We start from the raw sequence: 3,763 nt of genomic DNA, 5'->3' as shown, positions 1-3,763 counted from the left end.
GCAGAGGTTCTGTGCATGTTCGTGTGGGCGGCCGGTGATCGGTGCGCTGGGGGGCGGATCGAAATGCGTCGTTGCTCGCCAACTGGTCAGCGGTTATTCGGATGCGATCTGGCAATTCGGCCCCCTCGGAGGTGACCGATCGATACATCGATATGAAAAGCCCGCGGATGGTCGGCAATGTTGGCTACCAACCGGCGAACGGGTGCGGCTTATGTCCAGCTACTGCGGGTTCGGCACTGTCGCAGCGTCGTGTTAGAAACATGGGACCGGCAACGAGGTCGGGAAAATTCGTATCCAACAAGGGGTTTCACTAGATGAGGCAGCTTCGCAAGGTTGCGTTCGGGCTCGTTGTCGAGACCGGTCTTGTGGTGTTCGGCCCGGGTGTGGCAACCGCCCACGGCGGCACCACTCCACCAGCTGGCACCGACGCCTCCTGAGGCCGACCTTTGAACGGCTGCCAACCCCACGGTGTGCAGCCTCCGTGCCGTCGCGCTGGTCCGGCAGATCCATGCGGATGAAATGACCATCCAAATTCTCGACTGGGTTCCCGCTTCCACTGATCATCGAGCTGCGAGATCAGCTGGCTCGAGGCGGGTAGTCCCATTGTGGCTCGAAAGTTCTACTACGGGGGAACAAAAGAATGGCCGACAGGGCCGCTGCTTCCAATGTCCCGCCAGGCGCGGGCGCGCCTGATTTTCCTCCCGAGCATTCCGTGCGGTGGGCATGGTCAGAGCTGGCCAAATCCACAACCGCACGATTGGGCAGGCATGCTTGCGAGGCCGAAAATCGCTTCCGACTAGTTGTTTCCGACTCCCTGGTGATTTTCGGCGCGGTGCTGATGGCACGGTTCGCGCGTTTCGGTGGGGTCAGCGATGTCAATCAGCCCGAATGGGTGCAGACACTCGGCGGCTACACGGTGGTGGCGTTATTGCTCGCCACGGCGTGGGTGGGCGCGCTCGTGTGGGGTGATGCCTGGTCCGCCAGATTGATCGGACACGGCTGGGCGGAGTATGAACGGCTGGCGCTGATCGCCTTCCGGTTGTTCGGTGGTATCGCGATTCTGTCCCTGCTGCTGCGGATCGATTTCGCCCGCGGGTTCCTCGGCGTCGCTCTACCGGTGGGACTGGTCGGCCTGATGATCAACCGCAGATTGTGGCGGACGATCGCGGCCCGGGAGCGCAATGTCGGCCGCTACCTCACGAATGTGCTGGTGGTGGGCGATCCGCGCTCGGCACGGGACATGATGCAGGCCTTCGGCAGGGACCCTCGGGCGGGCTATCGCATCGTCGGCATGTATCTGCCGGGTAAGCAGGAAACCACGGACGAATACGCTGACTTGGGCGTACCGGTGTTTCTGGGGCGGCCGTCGATCGGCGAGGTGATCACCGACTGCGGCGCGGATACAGTGGCCGTCGCGGCGGTCGAACAGTTGGGATCGCAGGGGATCCGTGAACTGGCCTGGGAACTGTTGCCCCTGGGAGTCCAGCTCGTGGTCATGCCTGGCATCGCCGACGTCGCCGATCAGCGTATGCAGTTACGCCCCGTCGGCAGCCTCCCGCTGGTGCACATCGACCAGCCGAACTTCGACCAGGCCACCACCTTCGGCAAGATCGCATTCGACTGGATCTTCGGCGCGTTGTGCCTGCTCATCGTTGCGCCGGCCATGCTCGTCATCGCGTTGGCGATAAAATTCGACGGCGGTCCGGTGTTCTATCGCGCCGAGCGGATCGGCCTGCACGGCAAGCCGTTCAAGATGATCAAATTCCGGACCATGGTCGTCGGCGCGGATCGGATGAAAGTCGAGCTGGCCGCGGCGAACGAGGGTGCTGGGCCGCTGTTCAAGATGCGCGACGACCCACGGATCACCCGGGTCGGGCGGTTCCTGCGCCGGTACAGCATGGATGAGCTGCCACAGTTCCTGAATGTGCTGCGTGGCGAGATGAGTGTGGTGGGTCCTCGCCCACCACTGGCTGAAGAGGTCGAGCGTTACGACGTCGGATTGCAGCGCAAGCTGCTGGTCCGGCCGGGTGTCACCGGCCTGTGGCAGGTGAGCGGCCGCTCGGACCTGCCGTGGGCCGAGGCGGTGCGGTTGGACATGTACTACGTCGAAAACTGGTCGATGGTGGCTGATCTCATGATCATCGCCAGGACGATCTCCGCTGTCAGCGCGGCCGACGGGGCGTACTGAGACTCATCGTTGCTCAGGGAGGCTGGCCGAACCGTAGACGGGAAGCCGGGTGGTCGCCGGGTCGAACTCGGGCGCGGCCGCACCGGTCGACCCGATGACCGGAAGCTTGGTGGTCGGGGTATCGATGTCGAACGGTGCGGGGCCGCCTGCCAGTTGGAATCCACCCGCGAGCTGGTATTCGAAGAACCGCGGAATAGGCTGCGTGAGTTCGGGATCGACGCCGGGCGCAAGCGCCGCGATGGGGACTGCGCCGGTATCCGACGGCGTGTCCTGTGCGACGAGTCCGCGCATCGCCCAGACCACGAGCGTCACGGCGGTGGCGCAGGCCGAGATCGCCATACCGAGCGCGACAGCGAGCGCCGAGCCGACCAGCAGGGCGGTGCCGAGGCACACCGAAATGGCGATGCCGGTCTGGATGACCCGAGCGCGCAGCAGTTGTCCCGATGCGCGGTGGTAACGAAAAAGGTTGTGTACCACAGCCACCCAGATCAGGGCGGCGTACTCGATGCCGATCAGGGGTAGTACCTGCGCCGCGGGCACCCAGCTCTCGCCCAGGACGAGCGCACCGAGTGACCGCGGAACGAACGGTGCCACCGCACCGATGGCGATCGCTGCCAGTGAGACCGGCAGGGCGACTTTGCGCAGTCCGCGCCACAGTTGGGCGGTCGTGAGCTGTGCCCGTCCGGCCTCGGGCAGGATGATCAGGTTGAGCGCGGTGGCCAGGATGGCGAACGGGCCGAGAATGGTGACCGCACCGCGCAGGGCGGCCGCGGCATCCGGGCCGACCACCGTGGCCGAGAGCACCACCACCAGGATCACGCTGAGCTGGTCGATACTGCTCTCCAGACCGAAGTTCAACCGTGCCGGGCGTTCCTTGCGTGACCACCAGGCGAGGCCGCGCCACGTCGGGACCACCCGCAGCCACACCAGCAGGACCAGCAACGCTATCCCGGCCGACGCGGCCCAGGTGAAGACCACGGCTTCGACCGGGAGAAGGGTCCGGTCGAGCAGCGCCGCGGCGAGCAGCGCTGCCGAGGCCAGTGCCCATACCAGGTCCGACCAGAACGCCGCCTCGGTCCGGCCGAGGGCGATGGCCGAGAAGCGCAGCGAGTCCTGGGTCAGCAGGAACGGGATCGCCACCGCGAACCCGAATCCGATGGCAGGGTTCGGCAGCAGCAGCGAGCCCAAGGCCAGGACCAGGCCCATGGCCAGGCCGAACAGCAGGGCAGCACCCGCCGAGGTGCGGGTATGTCGCAGGACATAGCTGGCATGCCTGCCTGCCAGCAGCAGGACCGGGGTGCCGATGGCGGCGCGCGTGATGGCGAGGGTGGCGGTGGTGACGGCGAACAGCACGCCGGCCATCCCGAAGTCGGCCACACTGCCGGTGCGGGCCACGGCGAAGACGATCAGGGCATTGCTGACACTGGACAGGATCTGGTCGGCAGTGCCGGCCAGCATCCGTAAGGCCGGGCGCTTCACGCGGCCACCTCGACGTCAGAGCGTGTCGAACGGGACGACATCGGTGTGGATACTGGTGCGGTCGAACCATTAGCCCAGGATCGGGGTGATGAAACC

The 3,763-nt window shown here is 65.6% G+C and carries 2 protein-coding genes; one reads left to right on the top strand and one right to left on the bottom strand.

Going from position 1 to position 3,763, the window contains the following annotated elements; all coding sequences use genetic code 11:
- Window positions 1-640: 640 nt before the first annotated feature.
- Entirely contained in the window at window positions 641-2,188 is a 1,548-nt protein-coding gene (locus ACFWPJ_RS27240) for a sugar transferase (protein WP_378855505.1), read from the top strand.
- A 3-nt stretch (window positions 2,189-2,191) separates the two neighbouring features.
- Here ACFWPJ_RS27240 and ACFWPJ_RS27235 read toward each other — a convergent pair whose 3' ends face one another.
- Window positions 2,192-3,667, bottom strand: a complete 1,476-nt coding sequence (locus ACFWPJ_RS27235; RefSeq protein WP_378855501.1) for a hypothetical protein — start codon at window positions 3,665-3,667, stop codon at window positions 2,192-2,194.
- Window positions 3,668-3,763: the final 96 nt, after the last annotated feature.

The organism is Nocardia sp. NPDC058497 (assembly GCF_042720195.1).
Taxonomy (GTDB): Bacteria; Actinomycetota; Actinomycetes; order Mycobacteriales; family Mycobacteriaceae; genus Nocardia.
Note: the sequence above shows the minus strand (reverse complement) of the source record. Positions and strands in the feature narration are given on the sequence as shown.

What these genes read in the sequence shown, in the direction of transcription:
- ACFWPJ_RS27240 (WP_378855505.1), top strand. Translation starts at nt 641, where the DNA reads ATGGCCGACAGGGCCGCTGCTTCCAATGTCCCGCCAGGCGCGGGCGCG.